Annotated in this window: 17 protein-coding genes and 14 tRNA genes; 2 read left to right on the top strand and 29 right to left on the bottom strand. The window is 27.6% G+C overall.

What is annotated here, in order from left to right; translation table 4 throughout:
• Positions 1 to 963: 963 nt before the first annotated feature.
• From ACD762_RS04140 to ACD762_RS04040, 21 genes are all read right to left on the bottom strand, one after another.
• Positions 964 to 1,047, bottom strand: a tRNA-Tyr gene (locus tag ACD762_RS04140).
• Positions 1,048 to 1,056: 9 nt separating this feature from the next.
• Positions 1,057 to 1,132: transfer RNA gene (locus ACD762_RS04135), tRNA-Thr, on the bottom strand.
• Between the two features lie 3 nt (positions 1,133 to 1,135).
• A tRNA-Leu gene (locus tag ACD762_RS04130) sits at positions 1,136 to 1,224 on the bottom strand.
• A 29-nt stretch (positions 1,225 to 1,253) separates the two neighbouring features.
• Positions 1,254 to 1,329, bottom strand: a tRNA-Lys gene (locus tag ACD762_RS04125).
• Between the two features lie 23 nt (positions 1,330 to 1,352).
• Positions 1,353 to 1,428: transfer RNA gene (locus ACD762_RS04120), tRNA-Val, on the bottom strand.
• A gap of 15 nt (positions 1,429 to 1,443) precedes the next feature.
• A tRNA-Lys gene (locus ACD762_RS04115) sits at positions 1,444 to 1,519 on the bottom strand.
• A gap of 5 nt (positions 1,520 to 1,524) precedes the next feature.
• Positions 1,525 to 1,599, bottom strand: a tRNA-Gln gene (locus tag ACD762_RS04110).
• Positions 1,600 to 1,604: 5 nt separating this feature from the next.
• Positions 1,605 to 1,680: transfer RNA gene (locus ACD762_RS04105), tRNA-Val, on the bottom strand.
• Positions 1,681 to 1,683: 3 nt separating this feature from the next.
• A tRNA-Leu gene (locus ACD762_RS04100) sits at positions 1,684 to 1,772 on the bottom strand.
• Between the two features lie 34 nt (positions 1,773 to 1,806).
• Positions 1,807 to 1,882: transfer RNA gene (locus ACD762_RS04095), tRNA-Lys, on the bottom strand.
• Positions 1,883 to 1,887: 5 nt separating this feature from the next.
• Positions 1,888 to 1,962 (bottom strand) — tRNA-Gln (locus ACD762_RS04090).
• Positions 1,963 to 1,967: 5 nt separating this feature from the next.
• Positions 1,968 to 2,051: transfer RNA gene (locus ACD762_RS04085), tRNA-Tyr, on the bottom strand.
• A 7-nt stretch (positions 2,052 to 2,058) separates the two neighbouring features.
• Positions 2,059 to 2,134, bottom strand: a tRNA-Thr gene (locus tag ACD762_RS04080).
• Position 2,135: 1 nt separating this feature from the next.
• Positions 2,136 to 2,211, bottom strand: a tRNA-Val gene (locus ACD762_RS04075).
• A 250-nt stretch (positions 2,212 to 2,461) separates the two neighbouring features.
• Positions 2,462 to 2,788: a YlxM family DNA-binding protein gene (ylxM, locus tag ACD762_RS04070; protein WP_423364583.1), complete on the bottom strand. Its 327-nt coding sequence runs from the start codon at positions 2,786 to 2,788 to the stop codon at positions 2,462 to 2,464.
• Positions 2,781 to 3,770: a signal recognition particle-docking protein FtsY gene (gene ftsY, locus ACD762_RS04065; protein WP_423364582.1), complete on the bottom strand. Its 990-nt coding sequence runs from the start codon at positions 3,768 to 3,770 to the stop codon at positions 2,781 to 2,783. Before ftsY ends, ylxM begins: the two co-directional genes overlap by 8 nt.
• 4 nt (positions 3,771 to 3,774) lie before the next feature.
• Positions 3,775 to 6,684, bottom strand: coding sequence for a chromosome segregation protein SMC (locus ACD762_RS04060; RefSeq protein ID WP_423364581.1), 2,910 nt, complete (start codon positions 6,682 to 6,684; stop codon positions 3,775 to 3,777).
• Positions 6,675 to 7,181, bottom strand: a complete 507-nt coding sequence (coaD, locus tag ACD762_RS04055) for a pantetheine-phosphate adenylyltransferase (protein ID WP_423364580.1) — start codon at positions 7,179 to 7,181, stop codon at positions 6,675 to 6,677. The genes ACD762_RS04060 and coaD overlap by 10 nt, the downstream gene beginning before the upstream one ends.
• A 2-nt stretch (positions 7,182 to 7,183) precedes the next feature.
• Positions 7,184 to 7,732, bottom strand: a complete 549-nt coding sequence (gene rsmD, locus ACD762_RS04050; protein ID WP_423364579.1) for a 16S rRNA (guanine(966)-N(2))-methyltransferase RsmD — start codon at positions 7,730 to 7,732, stop codon at positions 7,184 to 7,186.
• Positions 7,719 to 8,075, bottom strand: coding sequence for a YlbF family regulator (locus ACD762_RS04045; RefSeq protein ID WP_423364578.1), 357 nt, complete (start codon positions 8,073 to 8,075; stop codon positions 7,719 to 7,721). Before ACD762_RS04045 ends, rsmD begins: the two co-directional genes overlap by 14 nt.
• The gene (locus ACD762_RS04040) at positions 8,075 to 9,283 is read right to left on the bottom strand and encodes an FtsW/RodA/SpoVE family cell cycle protein (protein ID WP_423364577.1); all 1,209 of its coding nucleotides are present in this window, start codon (positions 9,281 to 9,283) and stop codon (positions 8,075 to 8,077) included. Before ACD762_RS04040 ends, ACD762_RS04045 begins: the two co-directional genes overlap by 1 nt.
• A gap of 160 nt (positions 9,284 to 9,443) precedes the next feature.
• Here ACD762_RS04040 and def point away from each other — a divergent pair, with 160 nt between their 5' ends.
• Complete coding sequence (gene def, locus ACD762_RS04035) at positions 9,444 to 10,022, top strand: peptide deformylase (RefSeq protein WP_423364576.1); 579 nt, start codon at positions 9,444 to 9,446, stop codon at positions 10,020 to 10,022.
• Positions 10,023 to 10,087: 65 nt separating this feature from the next.
• On the opposite strand, the gene pheT is transcribed toward def, so the two are convergent.
• Positions 10,088 to 12,460 (bottom strand): phenylalanine--tRNA ligase subunit beta, encoded by a 2,373-nt coding sequence (gene pheT, locus ACD762_RS04030; RefSeq protein WP_423364575.1) that lies wholly within the window; start codon positions 12,458 to 12,460, stop codon positions 10,088 to 10,090.
• A 12-nt stretch (positions 12,461 to 12,472) separates the two neighbouring features.
• The gene (gene pheS, locus ACD762_RS04025; protein ID WP_423364574.1) at positions 12,473 to 13,501 is read right to left on the bottom strand and encodes a phenylalanine--tRNA ligase subunit alpha; all 1,029 of its coding nucleotides are present in this window, start codon (positions 13,499 to 13,501) and stop codon (positions 12,473 to 12,475) included.
• A 191-nt stretch (positions 13,502 to 13,692) separates the two neighbouring features.
• On the opposite strand from pheS, the gene ACD762_RS04020 reads away from it, so the two are divergent.
• The gene (locus ACD762_RS04020) at positions 13,693 to 14,139 is read left to right on the top strand and encodes a peroxiredoxin (protein WP_423364573.1); all 447 of its coding nucleotides are present in this window, start codon (positions 13,693 to 13,695) and stop codon (positions 14,137 to 14,139) included.
• Positions 14,140 to 14,225: 86 nt separating this feature from the next.
• On the opposite strand, the gene ACD762_RS04015 is transcribed toward ACD762_RS04020, so the two are convergent.
• The 6 genes from ACD762_RS04015 to rpoD form a co-directional block, all read right to left on the bottom strand.
• The gene (locus ACD762_RS04015) at positions 14,226 to 14,984 is read right to left on the bottom strand and encodes a hypothetical protein (RefSeq protein WP_423364572.1); all 759 of its coding nucleotides are present in this window, start codon (positions 14,982 to 14,984) and stop codon (positions 14,226 to 14,228) included.
• A 12-nt stretch (positions 14,985 to 14,996) separates the two neighbouring features.
• Complete coding sequence (gene hydF, locus ACD762_RS04010; protein WP_423364571.1) at positions 14,997 to 16,151, bottom strand: [FeFe] hydrogenase H-cluster maturation GTPase HydF; 1,155 nt, start codon at positions 16,149 to 16,151, stop codon at positions 14,997 to 14,999.
• Entirely contained in the window at positions 16,151 to 17,512 is a 1,362-nt protein-coding gene (gene hydG / locus ACD762_RS04005) for a [FeFe] hydrogenase H-cluster radical SAM maturase HydG (RefSeq protein WP_423364570.1), read from the bottom strand. The genes hydF and hydG overlap by 1 nt, the downstream gene beginning before the upstream one ends.
• Before the next feature lies 1 nt (position 17,513).
• The gene (hydE, locus tag ACD762_RS04000) at positions 17,514 to 18,614 is read right to left on the bottom strand and encodes a [FeFe] hydrogenase H-cluster radical SAM maturase HydE (RefSeq protein WP_423364569.1); all 1,101 of its coding nucleotides are present in this window, start codon (positions 18,612 to 18,614) and stop codon (positions 17,514 to 17,516) included.
• Positions 18,615 to 18,760: 146 nt separating this feature from the next.
• Entirely contained in the window at positions 18,761 to 19,480 is a 720-nt protein-coding gene (locus ACD762_RS03995) for a Nif3-like dinuclear metal center hexameric protein (RefSeq protein ID WP_423364568.1), read from the bottom strand.
• Positions 19,481 to 19,484: 4 nt separating this feature from the next.
• Positions 19,485 to 20,636, bottom strand: a complete 1,152-nt coding sequence (gene rpoD / locus ACD762_RS03990) for an RNA polymerase sigma factor RpoD (RefSeq protein ID WP_423364567.1) — start codon at positions 20,634 to 20,636, stop codon at positions 19,485 to 19,487.
• Between the last annotated feature and the right edge of the window lie 44 nt (positions 20,637 to 20,680).

Genomic DNA, 20,680 nt, shown 5'->3' with positions numbered 1-20,680 from the left:
ATAATATTATTCTATATGTAAATTATTAGCTTTAAAAATAAAACAAGATAATAAAAACCGTGATATTATTATAAACTTTTTTTCACAATATGTTATCATTAATTTTAAAATGTGAAATCTTTAACTTACTTAATCTAGTTTTCTTATAGTAAACTTATACAATTAAAAATTTTATACAAAAGTCGGTTTTATCTATATTAAATATGTTTGACATCCTTAAATTGCCTATTTTAAAATCATTTTCCTTTAAAAGTAAATATATATATTTAAAAATTTAATCTATTTATACTTAAAAATTTGCATTTATTATTTAACATAACAATCTATTATTTATTTTTAAATTTAAATAATAAAATATTTTTTCACTACTACATTATTGATACGATGGATATTTTTCTAATAAGATAGATTACAATCAAATGATCATATATTTATTAGAAGTTTTGTAATAACTAGATCTGATGCAATATCTTACTATTAGCTAGAATTCTTTTGAAGATTAGATTCAAATAAAAGTTTATACAATAACACCCAAAAGTGTGTAAGTGCTTTCTCTAACTATGCTTACGCGTATGCTTTTTTATTATAATCATTTTTAGTTGATTATGATAATAGAAATAGCATTAAAAAGTATAGAATCAACAGAAGATTCTATGTTATTTAAAAACTATTTAAATTAAAGAAAGGTATTATTAAGTAATAATACTACCTAAAATAAGTTATACATGAACATATTCAATTACATTATGAAACAAACATGATGTTATGCTGTAGACATAATTTAAAGTGTTTTAGTTAGTTAAAATAGCATTAAAGAAGCCAAATACTGTAAATAAAAATAGCATAAACATATAAGCATTAAAAAGGGGGTAACAATCGTTACCCCCTACTGATAGTTTTAATACCTCTTGTGTGCTTATGTCAAATAAAAAAAACTATCTAAAAGATAGTTTGTTGTCATTATGGTGGAGGGGGGCGGATTCGAACCGCCGAACCCAAGGGAACTGAGTTACAGTCAGTCGCGTTTAGCCACTTCGCTACCCCTCCAAAAAAAAATGGTGCCGACTAGAGGACTTGAACCCCCAACCTACTGATTACAAGTCAGTTGCTCTACCAGTTGAGCTAAGTCGGCAAATGGTGCCCTGGGCCGGAATCGAACCGGCACGGATATCACTACCCGCAGGATTTTAAGTCCTGTGCGTCTACCAGTTCCGCCACCAGGGCTGGTGTAAATTAAAACTGGATTTTTCTATTGGTGTCCTGTACAGGCTTCGAACCTGCGACCCTCTGATTAAGAGTCAGATGCTCTACCAACTGAGCTAACAGGACACATATTGGTAAAATTGTACTTATGGTGGACGATGACGGGCTCGAACCGCCGACCCTCTGCTTGTAAGGCAGATGCTCTCCCAACTGAGCTAATCGTCCGTTATTTAAAATAAATGGTGTCCTGTACAGGATTCGAACCTGTGACCCTCTGATTAAAAGTCAGATGCTCTACCAACTGAGCTAACAGGACACTAATGGCTGGGGATACTGGATTCGAACCAGTGCATGAGGGAGTCAAAGTCCCTTGCCTTACCGCTTGGCTAATCCCCAATAAATGGTGGACGATGACGGGCTCGAACCGCCGACCCTCTGCTTGTAAGGCAGATGCTCTCCCAACTGAGCTAATCGTCCAAATGGTGCCCTGGGCCGGAATCGAACCGGCACGGATATCACTACCCGCAGGATTTTAAGTCCTGTGCGTCTACCAGTTCCGCCACCAGGGCATGGTGTAAAATTTAAAACTGGATTTTTTATAAATGGTGTCCTGTACAGGATTCGAACCTGTGACCCTCTGATTAAAAGTCAGATGCTCTACCAACTGAGCTAACAGGACACTAATGGCTGGGGATACTGGATTCGAACCAGTGCATGAGGGAGTCAAAGTCCCTTGCCTTACCGCTTGGCTAATCCCCAATAAATGGTGGAGGGGGGCGGATTCGAACCGCCGAACCCTAAGGAACTGAGTTACAGTCAGTCGCGTTTAGCCACTTCGCTACCCCTCCGTGTTAATGGTGCCGACTAGAGGACTTGAACCCCCAACCTACTGATTACAAGTCAGTTGCTCTACCAGTTGAGCTAAGTCGGCATGGTGGACGATAACGGGCTCGAACCGCTGACCCTCTGCTTGTAAGGCAGATGCTCTCCCAACTGAGCTAATCGTCCAACTCTTTTTTGTTTTCTCTTGCTTAACACTCTTATATTATACATATACTAAACATACATAGCAAGTCTTTTTTACATTTTTTTTTGATAAACTTGTTTTTTGTAATTATTAGTTAAAAAACGCTTTACTTTTGGGCTTTTTCTCTTGACTTTATAGTAAAACATTAGCAAAAAACGACTAAATAATTTTTATAATATGTAAAAAAATAATATATATTAAATTATTAATATGTTTATAATATTTCCTTATTTATTTATCATTGATTATTTTTATCATGCTATGTTTATCTGTTTTAGAAATCTCATATTTATTTGCTAAGTATTCAAATTCTGTTATAAGTTTATTTTGGTTTAATTGGATTTTTAATACGTTTTCATATTTTTCTAAATGTTCTTGAGTTGTTTGTAAATTTCTATGTATTGCATTTCGAGAAACATTAAAATTTTCTGAAATTTCTTGTAAACTAAGATCTTCAAAATAGTATTGTTCAAAGTATTCTTGTTGTTTGCTAGTTAATAGCTCTTTATAAATATCATAAAGAGCTATTAGTCTAGTTATATTTTCTATATTATTCATTAAATAATCCTTTTGTAAGTGAATATATATATTTTTCTAAATCAAATTCTTCTATATCTTCTATTTGTTCTCCAACAGTTATAAATTTTACAGGTATATCTATCAATTCTTTTATTGCTAGAACTATTCCACCTTTTGCACTTCCATCCATTTTTGATAATACAATTCCTGTTACATTAGCAACTTCTTTAAAGATAGCAGCTTGTGAGACCCCGTTTTGACCAGTTGTAGCATCTATTACCAATAAAGTCTCTTGAGGGCCTTCTGGTACCTCTTTTTGTATTACTCTCTTTATTTTATCTAATTCATTCATTAAATTCACTTTGTTTTGCAATCTTCCTGCAGTATCACATATTAGTACATCAACATCATTTTCTTTTGCTTTTTTAACTGCATCAAAGACAACTGAACTTGGATCTGAATTCTCTTCTTTTTTTGCAATCATTACATCTAATCTTTTAGCCCATTCATCTAATTGATTTATTGCCCCAGCTCTAAATGTATCTCCAGCAGCTACCATTACTTTTTTTCCATCGTTTTGAAGCATTTTAACTAGTTTAGCAATTGTTGTTGTTTTACCTACTCCATTAACTCCAACCATCAAAATTACATTAAGTCCTGGATTATTAACATTTAATGTAGTGCTCATATATCCTTGATTTGCATATATTACAAACATTTTATCGACAATTAATTCATTAATCATTTTTGGGTCTTTTATATTTTGTAATCTAACTTCTTTTCTTATTTCATCAACAATTGTCATGACCATGTTTACACCAACATCTGACATTATTAAAGCATCTTCTAATTCTTCAAAATAATTTTCATCGATTTCACGATATCTTGCTGCTAGGCTGTTTATTTGATCAGTAAAAGACTTACTTGATTTATCTAAACCCGCTGCATATTTTTCATTTGATTGTGCGGATTTACCTAGTACTGCTTCACTAATCTTTTTAAAAAAACTTTTTTTAGCCATATTATTACTCCTTGTCTATCATATCTTTAGCTTCTTCTAATTTTACACCAATCATCTTTGTTACACCTTTTTCTTGCATTGTAACGCCATATAAAACATCACATTGTTCCATGGTTCCTGGACGATGGGTAATAACAATAAATTGTGTTTTGTATGCAAATTCTTTCAAAAATTTGGCAAATCTTTCAACATTTGCTTGATCTAAAGCAGCTTCTACTTCATCTAATATACATAGTGGAACTGGTCTTACTTTAAGAATAGCAAATAGCACAGACAAAGCAATCATCGCTTTTTCTCCTCCAGAAAACAAATTAAGGTTTTGCACAGTTTTACCTGGTGGTTGTGCTTGTATTTCAATTCCTGTTTCTAAAATATTTGAAGGATCTGTATATGCTAATGTAGCATTTCCCCCACCAAATAATTTTTTGAAAGTATCTGGTAGCACATCATTAATTTCTTCAATAGTCTCTTTAAATTTCTTTACCATAATTTTATCTGTTTCATTGATCATTTGCAGTATTTCAGAACGTGAACTTTCTAAATCATTTTTTTGAGTTGACATAAAATCAAATCTTTCTTTAATTTTTTCATATTCATCTACTGCTAATAAATTTACATTACCTAAACTTTTTATGATTGATTTCCATCTACTAACTTCTTCTTTTGCAAGTTTAATATCAATATCATTTTGTGATATTTCTCTAGCGTGGTCTATAGTTAATTTATATTCAATTGCTAATCTATCTAAGTTTGATTTTATATAAATTTCTATTTTAGTAAGTTTAATGTTTAAGTCACTATATTTTTGTCTATAATTATTAATTTCAATTCTTGATGCTTTTAAACTAATTTCTATTGTTTCAATTAATTTAGATAATCTTAGACTTTCTTCACGATTGGTCTGAATATTATTAATAATTTCTTGTTTATTATTTTTAGCTAATAATAATTTATTTGTTATATCTTCTGTATCATTGTTTTGTTGATATTCTTTTTTGGTTAATAACTCATATTCGGCTTTATTAATCTTAAATTGATATTTATTATTGTTTTCATTTTCTTCTGATTTAGCAATTGAAATATTAAATTGATTAATTTTATTTCTTGTGTTTGCCTGATTTTGTTGATTAACAAATATTTCATCTTCAACTTGTAATAACTCATTTTCTAGCAAAGATTTATTGATAGTTACTTTTTCTAAATCTTGTTTTAAAGTTAAAATATTATTTGATTCATTCCTACTATTTCCTCCTGTTACTATTCCTCCAGGATTAATAACTTCTCCATCAAGTGTAACTATTTTATACTTTGATTTTAATAGCTTTGACAATTCTATTGCGTGGTCTATATTGTCTACAATTAAAATATTACTAAGAAAATAACTAAACATTTTATTGTATTCATTGTCAAATTTTATTAAATGAATTGCTTGATCAATAAAACCATTTTGTGATTTTGCAACAAAAATATCATCATCATTAACATATCTATTTTTTATCAAATCTAAAGGAATAAAAGTAGCCCTACCAGCTTTATTTCTTTTCAAAAAATTAACCGCATCTTTAACATCTTGACTATTAACCATGACGATGTTTTGTAGCTGTGATGAAATCGCTTTAGATATTGCATTTGCATATTTTTCATCTACAGTAAACAAATCTTTAACTAATCCTATATACCCTGAAAAATGATCTTTTTGAGTAATTATTGCTTTTACTCCTGCATATAAATTAGAATTGTTATCTATAGAATTTTTTAACACATGAAACTTATTGTTAGTACTATTTATTTGATTTGTTAGCTTATTCTTGTTTGTTATCAAAATATTATAATTTTCTTGAATTTCATTAAAAGTTTGCATTAATAGTTCTTTTTGATTTGAAAAATTTATATAGTTATTTCTTTGCACTTCAATTTCAGTTTGTAAACTATCTATTTTCTCTTTTAGTTTTTGAATATAAAAATCATCCGTATTTTGAGTATTTAAAGCATAAACCTCTTTTTTTTCATTTTCTAGAGTATCAATTTCTTCTATTTGTAATAACAACTCTTGTTGTAGTTTTGCCACATTATTGTTTGATTTCTTGTATTCTACATCTAGTTTTTCCTTGTTTGTTTCAGATTCGTTTAATTGTTTTTCAATTAAAACTATTTGTGAATTAGAATCTAAGATATCACTTTTAATTTCTTTTAATAGTATTTCATTTGCATTTATTTCATGTACTATTACTGAGATTTCAATATCTTCTAATTTATCTTTTGCATTTAGATATTTTTTTGCCTTAATAGCTTGTTTTTTTAATGGTTCTATTTGTGATTCTAATTCTGAAATTATATCTGATAATCTTTGTAGATTTTGAGTTGTTCGATCTAACTTTTTTAAAGACTCTATTTTTCTTTTTTTGTATTTAGATACAGAAGCTGCTTCTTCAAAAATACTTCTTCTATCCTCTGGTTTTGCTGATGCAAAGTCAGCTATTGCTCCTTGAGATATTATTGAAAGTGAATCTTTTCCTAAGCCTGTATCCATAATTAATTCTACTATATCTTTTAACCTACTTGGACTTTTATTAATTAAATATTCACTTTCTCCAGATCTATAAAGTCTTCTTGTTATTTCAACCTGCTCAAATTCAATATCTAAGGTCCTATCTTTATTATCAAATATTAATGATACTTGTGCAAAATTCTGCTTTTTGTAATCATCACTACCTGCAAAAATTACATCACTCATTCCAGATGCTCGAAGATTTTTAGTCGATTGTTCTCCTAAAACCCATTTAATTGCATCTGTAATATTACTTTTACCACAACCATTTGGACCAACTATCCCATTTATTCCAGGTTCAAAGTTTATGTTGACTTTATTTGCAAAAGATTTAAATCCTATTGCCTCAACTTTATTTAAGTGCAAATTCCATCATTCCCCTTTTCAGCTTCATATTTTTTGTGAATAGCAGCTTTAACGCAAGGTGAAACTAATCCATCAATATTAGCATTGTATGAGGCCATTTCTTTTACCCCACTAGATGAAATAAATGAATTATGTAATTTTGTCATTAAAAAGATAGTATCTATTTCTTTTTCAATATGTTGATTAAATGCAAAAATGTTCAATTCATATTCAAAATCATCAGTAGCTCTAAGACCTCTAACAATAAATTTAGCATTCTTTTCTTTGGCATATGTTATTGCTAAAGCATGACTACTATCTGCTTTAACATTATCTAAATCAGAAATAACATTTTCAATTAACTCTACTCTTTCATCTACTGTAAAAAGTGTCTTTTTTGCCGGATTTCCAAGTACTACTACATATAGTATATCAAACATTTCAGAAGCTCTTTTTATAATATCTTCATGTCCTTTAGTAACAGGATCAAATGATCCTGGATAAATTGCAATTTTCATTGTTATTTTCTCCTAAACATTCTTATTTTAGTATTTCCATACTTTTTTTCTTTATATAATTCTAATTTACTTGTTTCACTTATAACATTTTCATCTAAATTACTTTCACACACAATTATTGTAAACTCATTTATTAAGTCTAGTTTTTCAATATCTATTAATAGTTTATTAATTAAGTGTTGTTTATATGGTGGGTCTAAAAAAATTAAATCAAACTTTTGATTACTTTCTTTAAAATTTATAAGTGCTTTATTATAATCAATATTGTGTACTTTATATTCACAATCTTTTAATTTGTTTAAATTGTTATTTATTACCTTAATTGCATCTATATTACTATCTACAAAATCAACTCTTTTAGCATTATTTGATAAAGACTCTATACCAAGTGCACCTGATCCAGCAAATAAGTCTAAGACTTTAGCATCATATACATTGTTTGAAAGCATGGAAAAAATGGCTTCTTTTACTCTTGATTGAGTAGGTCTTGTATTTTCTCCACTTAATGTTTCTAGTTTTAAGCCTTTAAAGTTACCTCTATTTACATCCAATTTCTTCACCTTCTTTAAACGTAATGATATCTTTGAAAATTATTTTAGATGTATCTTTAATCAATAGTTCTAGATCATCTTCTTTTTTTATAAATTCTATATATTCATCTATTTCAAATAAACTATTAATTATTATATCTAATTTATTTTTAATTTCATCTTTTGTTTTTTTATAATCAACTTTATTATATATTTCAACTAAATCATTATATTCTTGAAGAAGTGTTATTAAGCTTGTATTATTTAATGCTTTTACAACACTATTATCATATTGGATATAAATATCTGTAGCAATTAATTTATCTTTTAGTTCTAGTAATTCTAGATATATTGTTGTATCCATTACTTTAAATACCTTTTTATTGTTGCTTGAGCAATACCGATAGAAATAAATGCCATTAATATAGAAGAACCACCACTTGAAACAAATAGTAATGTTACACCAGTCATTGGTATTAAACCAACCATTCCACCAATGTTAACAAAAAATTGTGCCATAAAAAAGGCAGCAACACCTACAAGTAATAATCTTGAATCAGTACTAATTTTTGGCTTTTCAGCATAACTTAATAGCTTTACAATAATACCAATATATAATATAAATAATACTAAAACACCAACTAAACCTAATTCTTCAGCAATAACTGCTATTATGGCATCGTTGTATGCTTCAGGCAGTAGAAATTTTGTGGTAGAATTATTTAAACCCATACCAAACAAACCACCAGAAGCCAGGGCAACTAGTGCATTAGTTACTTGGAATCCACTTATATATACATCTTTAAGTGGATTAAACAATACTGCAATTCTTGTTAGTTGTGCTTTTTTGAAAAAGTCATCTGGAAGTGAATATATTAAGTCACTTAATTGTTTTCCAAATATATAAAACAATATAATAAAAATTGCCATAGCAATTGCAAATGTTTTTTTGAACTTTTTAATTCTAGGATCAGGAATTGCATAAAACATTACTAGATATATCATTATTATTATCAGTGCATTCCCTAAGTCATTTTGTAAAATAAAGATAAATAAAACACTAATTAATAATTTAAGCAATGGCTCTTTATAGGCATTAAAAACTGTTTCACTTTGATATTTTTTACTTGAGAAATAAACTGCATTATCAAGTATTACAAACATTTTTAAAAATTCTGTTGGCTGAATGGTCATAAATCCTAAATTTATCCATGATTTAGATCCATTTACTGATGGGAAAAATAAAGTCATAATCATCAAAGCAGAAATTCCCATTAGAAATACTTTTCGATACTTTTTAAAGATTTCTATATCAAACTTTTGATTTAGTTTTTGCATTATGAAAAAGCCAACAATTATAAAGACCGTAATTTTAGCCATTTCTTTTATAAATACACCTGCACCATAGGTAACAAACACGTTGGTATGTGCACTTGCAACCATTATATATCCACCTATAACAAGTAATAATACGCATATTAAAATTACTAAGTCACCCTTAGCTTTTATATTAAAAAATGATTTTGCATCAAAAGGAATCTTCCTCTTAATTGATTTAGCATTTTCTTTCATTATTTCACCCTCTTTTACATCTATATATTATACAAAATTTTTGACAATTTTAATATAGTTTCATTAAAAATTAATAAAAGTTATTGATATAATGACAATAATTTGTGTAAAGTAAAGATTTCAAGATTGTTTTATGATAAAATTAGTATGAGGTGTAATAATGGAAAATATACTAAAACGTAAATATATTACTAATGAAGATATTATAATGGAACCTTCTAAAGTACTAAATCAAAAATCTGAAAATGTCGCAATACCTTTATCAAAAGAAGATAAACACCTACTTAAATTGATGTATAATCATGTATCTAATTCTCAAGATGAAGAATATGCAGAAAAATACGATATAAGAAGTGCAGTTGGAATTGCAGCTGTTCAGTTAGGTGTTTTAAAAAAATTAATTGCAATCAAAACATTTGATGACGATGGTAAGCTTCATAAATTGATGCTTGCAAATCCTGAGATTATTAAAAGATCTAAGGAAACTGCTTATTTGAAATTTGGTGAAGGATGCCTATCTGTTGAAGATGGAAAGTATACTGGTATTGTTCCAAGATCAAACGAAATTGTTGTTAAAGCTTTTAATTTATTTACAAATAAATATATTGAGTTAAAAGCAAATGGCTATTTCTCAATAGTATTGCAACATGAAATTGATCACTTAGATGGTATTATGTATAACAATCATATCAATAAGTTAGATCCAAAATTTTCTAAAGAAGATTGGATCTGCATTTAAATAGCTTGAAAAAAGCTATTTTTTTTATATATTTAAAAAGGGATGAGTATTTCATCCCTTTTTTGTTATTTTCGTAATGTGATGTTTAATTTCTTTTGAAGGTTTTCAATTACATTATTCATTGTCTGATTTATTTGTAATTCATCTAATGTTTTTTTATCATCTTCTATTTTTAATGAAACGGCCATTGAGTAACTATTCTCAGGTAAATCTTCACCTTTATAAATATCAAATATTGTTACATTCTTAATTAATTTGTTACCTTGCTTAATTACTTTTGTTATTTCATTAGCTTTTATTTTATTATCAATTACTAGTGATAAATCTCTTGTTACACTTGGTAATAAACTTACTTTTTCATATTTATTTGTTTTTCCAACATTTTCACTTAATGTTGTTAAATTAAGACTTGCAACATAAGCATCTTTCAATTTGTATTCAATTTGAATTTTAGGATGAATAGCTCCAAAGACTCCAATAATTTTATTATTTAACATTATATAAGCACTTCTTGTTGGATGCATATAAGGATGGTCTTTTTCAACTTCTTTAATTAAATATCTTCCATAAGTAAATCCAAGTCTTTCCATTACATCAAATACTAATCCTTTTATTACATAAAAGTCTGATTTAATATTCAGCCTTTGCCAAGGTGTTGCTTCAAAAGTTCCTAACAATCCTATTGATAACATTTTTTGTTCTTTATCATCTAAAAAGACATTACTAACTTCAAATAAGTTTAGATTGTTTTCTTGATATGATTTGTTAAATGCTAAAGTTTCAACCATGCTTGTAAGAAGTTGATCTCTAAAGTACTTTCTATCTTCACTTAAAGGGTTTGATAATTCAATATATTTCTTTTTATCACTAAATACATCTAATTTAGCTTTGCTACTTAGTTGATATGAAATTATTTCATTTAAACCTAATCCTACTAAGATTTCTTTTACATCATAACTAATAGATTGTATTTTACTTATTGGTTTATAATCTATTTGTTGCAAAGGTAATGTCTCTACTATATTATCATAACCATAAACTCTAATAATTTCTTCAATTATATCTAAATCAATTGTTACATCTTTTCTGTATGAAGGTGCAATAGTATAAATAGTATCAGCTTCTCTTCTTACATCAAAAGATAAATCTTCTAATATTTCAATGCTTTCTTCTAGAGATATCTCAATACCTAGTACACTCTTTATTCTTTTTAGTGTAACTTTTATTTCTGTTGGATTGTATTCTTGAAAGTTAACTTTTGTTGCTCCTGCACAAGATAAATCTAATTCATTTTTCATAAATGCTACAGGAAATTCTAGTGTATATGGATTTATTAATTTAGAAAATCTAATTGATGCTTCAGAAAAAAGATCAAGTCTTCTAGAAGTGTTTCTAATACTTACATGATCAAAGTCTGCACTTTCTACTACAATATTTTTTGAACTTTCATCAATTGCTGAACTTAAAGATCCAATTACTCCAGCTATTGCAACTATTTCATCACCATTTATTATTAGTAAATCATCTTTTTCAATTTTATATTGATGATTATCTAAACCAATGAAATCTTCTTTTTCAATTCCTTTTGTAATTTTGAAATTTTTTGAGTTTAATTTGTCTGCATCAAAAACATGAACTGGGTTTCCTGATGTTACCATTGCTATATTACCTTGATCAACTAAATTGAATCTAGGTTTAAATCCAAGTGCCATTAATTCTATTTTAGTTTCTTGTGAACTATCTCTTGTTTCAACATTGTTAAATGCAAATAGTCCATATGATTTACATGCTTCATCTGCAATTTCTATTTTATATCCTGAGTCTTTATCACATTTAGCATTCATATAAACTGGTTTAACTTTTTGTTTTGTTAATCCCGCAACTTCAATTGCTAGTGCATAAATACTGTATATATCACTTCTATTTGGAGTTAATGAAATATCTAAAATATAATCATCATATCCTAATGCTTTTAATGCTTCATCTCCAACATTATATTTATCGTCTAATACTTCAATACCTTCTATTTGCTCTTGTGTTTGAAATTTTTCTGCTATTCCTAACTCTGATAATGAACAAATCATACCATTGCTTTCTACTCCTGCAAGTACAACTTTTTGAATGACTGGCACTTTTGCATAATCTAACTTACATCCTGGCATTGCAACAATTACTTTTTGATTTGCTTTAACATTTGAGGCTCCACAAACTATTTGTAACTGTTCATTTTTTACATCAACTATATTAATTGATAGTTTATCACTTTCTGGATGTTTTTTTGATTCTATTACATAACCTATTTTTAAATCGCTTCCTTGAGCTAATGGTCTAATACCTTCTACTTCAAGTCCAGCATTTGTAAGTAAATCTCCTAATTCATAAGGAGATACTTCACTTAAATCTACATATTTTTTTAAATTATTATAACTTACTAACATTGTATTCTCTCCTTATTTTACTTTATTAAATGATCTTAATACTTTTATATTATTATTGTATAAGTGTCTTATATCATCAACACCATATTTAAGCATAGCAATTCTTTCAATTCCCATACCAAATGCAAAGCCTTGCCATTGTGTAGAATCATATCCTGATGCTTCTAAAACATTTGAGTGTACAAAACCGGCTCCTAGAATTTCTATCCAACCAGTTTCTTTACAAACATTACATCCTTTACCTTTACAGAATGGGCATGTAACATCTACTTCTACACTTGGCTCTGTGAATGGAAAATAACTTGGTCTAAATCTTACATTTGTATTTTTCCCAAACATTTTTTGGGCAAATAATGACAACGTTCCTTTTAAATCTGCTAATGAAATGTTTTTATCAATTACTAAACCTTCAACTTGCATAAATTGATGTGAATGTGTAGCATCATCTTCATCACGTCTATAAACTTTTCCAGGACAAATCATTCTTATTGGTGCATTAGTTTCCATTGCTTCCATTGTTCTAACTTGCATTGGCGATGTGTGTGTACGTAACAATGTATTTGCATTAAAGTAAAAAGTATCTTGCATATCTCTAGCTGGATGATCTTTAGGAATATTAAGCATTTCAAAATTGTATTTATCTTCTTCAATTTCGTAACCTTCTACCACATTATATCCTAGTGAAATAAAGAAATCTTCAATATCTTTGCTCATTAAAGTTAAAGGATGATAAGTTCCCATATTAAAACTTGTTTCAGGTAAAAATATGTCTATTGAATCTTTTTCTATTCCTTCTATCATTTTTATTTCATATAAATGATTTTCTTTTATTTCTAATTCTTTGGTAGCAAATTCTTTTAGTTCGTGTACTTGCTTACCTATAGTCTTCTTTTCCTCATCACTAAGGTTTTTCATATTTTTTGTTAAAGCGGTAATTTTACCTTTTTTTCCTAGTATTGCTACTTTAACATTTTTTAAATCTACTAAAGAGGTAATACTTTCTATTTGTTCGATTACTTCTTTTTTTAAATCATCAATCATCTATTTCACCCTTTCTATTCATCTATAAATTATACCATTTTAACTTGCTATTTAAAAGAATACAGTTTAATATCTTAGTTAAATAGACTTATTTTGTTCTAAAAGTCTTTTATTAGAAGGTAATTGTTTAAAAAGCACTATATTTGCAAAATATTAGATATTAATTTATGATATTGAAAAGGAGTGATATTATGGATTATAAATTAATTGAATTACCAGGTACTGATGGACAAATGCATAAACTTGCAGATATTGATAAGTTAACTGTGTTGTATTTTTATCCTAAGGATAATACCCCAGGTTGCACTAATCAAGCTATTCAATATACAGCTTATAAAAATGAGTTTGAAAAATTAGGTGCTCAAATTATTGGAGTAAGTAGAGATTCTATTAAATCTCATGAAAAATTTATTGCAAAACATGATTTGAATTTATTATTATTAAGTGATGAAAACAGTGAACTAAGTGATGCTTTTCATGTAATTAAGGAGAAAACAATGTTTGGTAAAACTGCACTAGGTGTTGTTCGTTCAACTTTTATAATAGGAAAAGGTGGAGAAATATTACAAGAGCATCGAAACGTTAACGCTGAGGCAGATGCAAAAAATATGCTAAATGCAATTAAAGAATTAAAATAATAGTTGATAAATTTAAAAGCTGCAAAACATTTTAATACATGTTTTGCAGCTTTTTTTATTTAAATAAAAGGAATACTTATTTAGTATTAATTATTATCATTAACATCTAAACCATAATTATATTTTAATGTTAATTCATTCTTAGAATCTAAATCATTATTCATAAGATAACCAGAAGCTGTTATTACATTAAAAGCTTTTGTTGTCTTTGTAGTACATTTATTGTTTCTACACATTACACTGATTGAATCATCTACTTTTATTGTTGAGTTAAGTTTTGTATCTTCAGTACTAGTTACTGAAATTACATTTTTTAAATTAGCAGGATATGAATTTTCATCCTTTTTTATTGTTACTATTTTTATGTTTGCTTCTAGTGCTTTATTAATAGCTTTATCAAGCTTTTCACTTTGCTTAAGTTCATACCCTAAATTAATAACACTAACTTTGTTTTCAACTGCATAATTTATTGCTTTTATAATATTAGCATTTTTGATGCTATCACTGCTTTCAAAAGCTTTTATTAATAAAACATCATTAGCTAAATTCAAACTATATATATCATTATATAACGCTGAAAAAAGATATGTTCCATTATTATCTGTATCGCTTATATCAGTAGAACCATCTAATATATTATGTTGTTTAATTTTAATGTTATGGTCATAATTAACTTGATCTAGATTTGCACCAGAATCAATTATTGCTATTTTAGTAGTAGTTATTTCATTATTCGTATCACCTTTGTTCAATAAAAATGGTGAGTTTATTGTATCTTTATAGACAAAGAAAGCTGCTCCAGCTATAAACAAGGCTAATAAAAAAACTACGAGGTTTTTTCTCATTTGATCATTCCTTTACTTAAAAACTTGTATTGCTTCACTTAGTATACCATTAAAATAAGCTATAAACAAACCATAATTAGACATTGGTATTTTAGCATCTATGCTCATATTTATTCTTTTCATCATTATTGTTTCACTTAACATACAGCTACCACAGTGTAATATAAAATCATAGTCTTTTAAATTTTCAGGAAAATCATGGGACATTTTAAAATCAAATGTAAAATCATTTAACATTACTTTTAACATCTTAGGAATTTTAACACGACCTATATCTTCATGGCTAGAATTATGTGAACAACTTTCCATCATTAATATGTGTGGTTTTTCTAGCTTTTTTAATGCTTCTAAGCTTTTAACTAGATAATTTAGATCACCTTTTTGATTTGCTTGTAGTATCGAATATGAAGTTAATGGAAATCTTTTGTTGTTAATTTTACTTACTATTTTAAAGGCTTGTGAATCAGTTACAATTAAGCCGATTTTGGTATTATTGTTTAGATATTGTTCTAATTCTGTTTCTTTAAGTACTATAGAAATAATATTTTTATCAAGACATTCTCTAATTAGCTGCATTTGCGGAAGAATCAATCTTCCCTTTGGAGCTTCACTATCAACTGGAATAACGTGAACTATTAAATTGTTTTCAAGTGTAATCCCATCTAGTAATCCTTTTTCTGATTCAATAATTTTACTTTTTAAAACAATTAATAAATTATCATATGTTTTTTCAATATTCTTATTAATGAAGATAGCTTTAGGATATTTAATTTCTAGATTCTTTTTATTATCTTCACTTATTAAGTCAATTTTGTTAAATACCATTATTTTATCTTCTGTAAGTTTATTGTAGTAATTTAAATCAATTTCTTTTGTTGCATCAAAAACATAAACAATAATATTAGCTCTTTTAATTGCTTTTTCGGTTTTTTTATTTCTTTCTTCTGCTAAATTTGTATTATCATTTAATCCAGCAGTGTCAATAATATTAACTGGACCAGCATCTAATAACTCAAATCTTTTTACTACTTCATCTGTTGTTGTACCTGCAATTTCACTTACTATTGATACTTCTTGTTTAGTAATTTTATTGATAATTGAGCTTTTCCCTGCATTTACTTGCCCAATGAATACAATTGTCGGTATTAAAGAAGGTATTTTATCCATTAGATATATAAGTCTCTTTCACCATTTTTGATTCTCTCAAAATACTCTTCTACCTTAATCTTAACTGCAGGATCTTTAATTTTGTCTATTTGTTTAATCAAGAATGGGTATGTCATATCATATAATTCTTGATCTTTTGTTTCGATTGCATATTCTAAAGATGTTAATATTGCATTTGGATGACACATTTGTGATATTTTATGTGATGCAACTTGATCATGGAACTCTTTACCTGTTCTTCCCATTCTGTAGCAAGCAGTACAATAACTTGGTAGATCATCATGTTTTATTAAGTCTTTTATAGTTTCTAGTAAACTTCTTTCATCTTCTACTGTAAACTGTGATTGTGATTGATCTTCAGAATATCCTCCTACAGTTGTTTTTGAGTTTGCAGAAATTTGTGAAATTCCTTGATTTAATAATCTTTTTCTCATTTGTTCACTTTCTCTTGTAGATAATATCATCCCTACATATGGAGCTGCAACTCTAATTATTGAAACAATTTTTACAAAGTCTTCATCACTAATTATATTTGGATAGTTTTCTAAGCTCATTCCATTTGCAGGTTTTAACCTAGGAACTGAAATTGTATGAAATTCTACTCCAAAATTTTTAAATAGTTCTTCATTATGTAACATCATAGCTACTACTTCAAATCTAAAATCATTAAGTCCAAATAAAACTCCACCACCTACATCATCTAATCCTGCTTCTATTGCTCTATGGTGTGCATACAATTGTCTGTTGTAATCACCTTTCAAAGATGAAGGATGTTGTTTTTCATATGTGTCTGGATTATATGTTTCTTGAAATAAAATGTATGTTCCTATTTCAGCATCATGTAATTTTTTGTAGTCTTCAACACTTGTTGCAGCAATATTTACATTAACTCTTCTAATATCACCAGATTCATATATTGTTTTGATTGAGTCTACTACATAATCTATATCAATATTATTAGGGTCTTCTCCTAATTCTAAAGCTAGTCTTTTATGACCTATTGCTTGTAAAGATTTTACTTCACTAGCAATTTCTTCTTTATTTAATTTTAGTCTTTTTATCTCATTGTTTCTTTGATACCCACAATACTGGCAATTATTAACACAATAATTAGATATATATAGTGGAGCAAATAATACAACTCTATCTCCATATATTGTTTTTTTAAGCATATTTGCTGTTTCATGTAGTCTTTTAAGTTGCTTCTCTTCATTTATATTTAAAAGTATAGCTACATCTTTATGTGATAATCCTCTTCCTAATGCCGCTTTATCTAAAACACTTTCAATTTGTGATTGAGTTGCCATTTCACTTTTTTTGATTAAATCATTTATATATTGCACATCTATAAAATTTTCCATATTATTCTCCTTTGTTTGCTTTATAATTACCAATACTAAAATCTATTTCCATTCCTGCCTTTATAATATCCTGTTCTATGATTTGAAGAAATTCATCAGATTCATCACCTTTATATGACTTATTTTCATATAAAGTATAATCTTGTCTTTTGTCCATATCTGATAAATTAATCATAATAACATTGCATCCACTTTTTAAAGCTTGCAATCTACCAAGTGGGTTTACACTTGAAGTTGCTGTGGTTGAAGGTATTAAACCATTAGGAACTAGTAGTCTAACTAATGAATATATTATTAATACATGTTCTAATTTTCCATTAGGCATATCATAGAATGGTGTTTCATGATGATTTAAGTAGGGTCCAATTCCAACCATTTGTGGCTGAAAGTCTTGTAAAAATATAATATCATTTACAATGTCTTCCATACTTTGAAAGGGACTGCCAACCATGAATCCTGCACCAGTTTGATAGCCTATTTCTTTTAGATTTTTTAACGCTTGCATTCTTGTTTCCAAACTCATTTCTTTTGGATGTAATAAAGCATAGTGATCTTGATTAGCTGTTTCATGCCTTAATAAAAATCTATCTGCTCCTGAGTCATAAAGGTTTAAGTAACTACTTTTACTTCTTTCTCCAACTGATAATGTTATAGCTATATCTGGATATTTTTCTTTTGTATCATGAATTATTCTAGATAATTTTTCATCAGTATAATAATCATCTTCTCCACCTTGCATTACAATTGTGTGATATCCTCTACTATATCCATGATCAATAATTTTTTTTATTGTTTGTTCATCATATCGATATCTATTTACATTTTTATTACTTTTTCTTATCCCACAATATAGACAATCTTTTTTACAATAATTAGATATTTCAATTAAACCTCTAATATAAAGTTTATCTCCATATATTTCTTTTCTTTTTTCAACTGCCTTTTGTTGTAAATATGGTAAAGTCTGATAATTAATAGTATTCAATAATTCTTCTATCTGGTCTTTTGATAATTTAGCATTTAAAAACGCTAAGTCTACCAGTTTTTTTATTTTATTTTGTTCTATTTCACTTATTGATATATCAAATTTTTCAAATATCATATTTTTGCCCCTTTTTCATTTGTTCATATTTGATTATACCACATCTATTATTTCTTTATTTGTTAAATATTTGACAAATATAATTATTCAATAAAAAAAATCACTTTTATTAAGTGATTATTTTTATCTACTATATTAAGATCATATTATATTGATTCAATTTTGTAATTATCTAAGTATACTTGAATATTCAAATTGTTAGTTTTACTTTTCAAATATTGTTCTATATCTTTAATAAATAAACTTTCACTTTGATGTGAAATATCAACTAAAGTTATATTATAGTTTTTAGCATACAAGATTTCATGATGTTTAAATTCACTTGATATAAAGACATCTGCTTTGTTTTTATGAATTTCTTCAATCATAGAACCTCCTGCACCTAAAAGCACAGCGCCTTTTTCTATATTATCATTTTTGTTATATATTCTTGCAAAAGGATATTCATTTCTAATTTTTTCATAAAAATCACTTTCTATATTAAAATATCTTTCCATTGATTTTGAGTCAATATAGTTAAAATTTAGATTTTTTATGAAATTAATATTCATTCCATAATTAGATGAGTCATAGTTTGTATGCATAGAATATATATTAATGTTATTCTCTGCTAAATCTAAATATATATTTCTTATATACTCAAACGAATCAAAGTAGCTTTGAAATATTAAAGGATGATGTGAGATAATTAAATCAATATTATTACTTATAGCAAACGATGATACTTTAGCAGTAATATCTAAAGTTATTAATACATTAATTGTATTTTCTTTTCCGCGATATAATATGCCACTATTATCCCACTTTTCTTGTAAGTTTAATGGGAATTTATCTTCTAATATTGTTAGTATTTCTTTAGTATCCATATTATTATCTAATCATAAAATCTTTTAATCTTTTAGAACGTGAAGGATGTTTTAGTTTTCTTAAAGCTTTAGCTTCAATTTGTCTAATTCTTTCTCTTGTTACATTAAACTCTTTTCCAACTTCTTCTAAAGTTCTAGTTTTACCATCATCTAATCCAAATCTTAATCTTAATACTTTTTCTTCTCTATCTGTTAATTCTAATAGTACTTCATTAAGTTCATCTTTTAATAGCTCATTTGCTGCAAAATCAAATGGTGACATTGCATCACTATCTTCGATAAAATCACCTAAACTTGAGTCATCTTCTTCACCAATTGGTGTTTCAAAGCTTACTGGATCTAGTGATATTCTTTGAATTTCTCGTACTTTATCTTCTGTCATTCCTGGTATTTCTCTTGCTATTTCTTCAGGTCTTGGATCTCTACCAAGTTCTTGCACTAAATTTCTTTGTACTTTAGTCAATTTATTAATAGTTTCAACCATATGAACTGGAATTCTTATAGTTCTAGCTTGATCGGCAATTGCTCTTGTTATAGCTTGTCTGATCCACCAAGTTGCATATGTTGAAAATTTGAACCCTTTAGTATAGTCATATTTTTCTGAAGCTTTTATTAAACCTATATTACCTTCTTGTACTAAATCTAAGATACTCATTCCTCTACCAACATATCTTTTAGCTATTGATACAACTAGTCTTAAATTTGCACTTACTAATTCTTGATTAGCGTTGTTGTCGCCAACTTCAATTCTTTTTGCTAATTCAATTTCCTCTGCTGTTGATAGTAAATTTACGCTACCTATTTCTTTAAAGTACATTTTTACTGGATCATTTACCTTTACATTTGTTGAAAGTGAAAGGTTAGAATCATAGTAGTCATTATCATAAATAGCATTTAAGTTGTACTCATCATCTTCTTCTGTCTCTTCTAATATTTCTAAGTCAGCTGTAATTTCTACTTCTTCATCAATATCATCTTCTAATTCTGCTGCCATAACACTTTCTTCGTTTAAATATGTAAAAATGTTATCTACATCATCATCAGAAAAGTCAAAATCTTTAAGATAATCCATTACTTCATCTTGTGTTAATAGTGTTTTACTTCCTCTTTTAAATAATTCTGTTTTTATTTCTTCTAGGCTCATTATTTTTGCCATACATACAACTCCTTTAATATATTGATTCTTCTAAATTTTAATAG

Origin of the sequence: Mycoplasma sp. P36-A1 (genome assembly GCF_049478495.1) — a bacterium.
GTDB lineage: Bacteria > Bacillota_I > Bacilli_A > JAJDGJ01 > JAJDGJ01 > P36-A1.
This window is presented reverse-complemented; position numbering and strand designations above follow the sequence as displayed.